Annotated in this window: 1 protein-coding gene; it reads right to left on the reverse strand. The window is 76.3% G+C overall.

Features of this window, described 5'->3' with window-relative positions:
- A partial coding sequence (locus AX737_RS15685) for an ABC transporter substrate-binding protein (protein WP_156453748.1) occupies positions 1-423 on the reverse strand: 423 nt, incomplete at its 3' end.
- Positions 424-562: the final 139 nt, after the last annotated feature.

The raw sequence follows: 562 nt of genomic DNA on the forward strand, positions 1-562 counted from the left end.
GGCGGCGAAGACCGGCCCGAGCACGAGGTCGGCGCCCTCCGCCAGCGCCGCCTGCACCGCCTCGCGCGCGCCCTCGGGGCTGGCGCGGTCGTCCTTCACCAGGATCTGGAGGTCGGGCTGCTGGAACTCCTCGTAGGCGAGTTCGGCGGCGTTGCGCATGGCCGCGCCGAGGGCGGAGCCCTGGCCGGAGAGCGGCAGGATCAGCGCCACCTTCACGGTGCCGGAACCGATGCGTCCCGCGCCCGCGCCGGGCAGGCCGGGGGCGGCCGGCAGCGCCTCGGCCTGGGGCGGCGGCGCGCCGCGCACGGCGCGAGGACCGTCGGGTCCGCCGATGCAGGCGGCCAAGGGCAGCGCCAGGGCGCCGAGCAGGGCGAGCCGGCCGAGAAGCCCCGGGCCGGGTCCCGGCAGCTTTGGGCGCGCCATCGCGGATCTCCTTGGCGGTCAGGTCGCCCCAACGCTAAAGTCTGCCGGTGAAAAGTAAACGCGCGCGCCGGAAAGGGACCGCGTTCTCCCCGTGTCCGTGGCATTGTCGCCGCAATGAGCCAGCGCCCCGACCCCGCCC

Source organism: Methylobacterium sp. CCH5-D2 (genome assembly GCF_001556475.1).
In the GTDB taxonomy this organism is placed as follows: Bacteria; Pseudomonadota; Alphaproteobacteria; order Rhizobiales; family Beijerinckiaceae; genus Methylobacterium; species Methylobacterium hispanicum.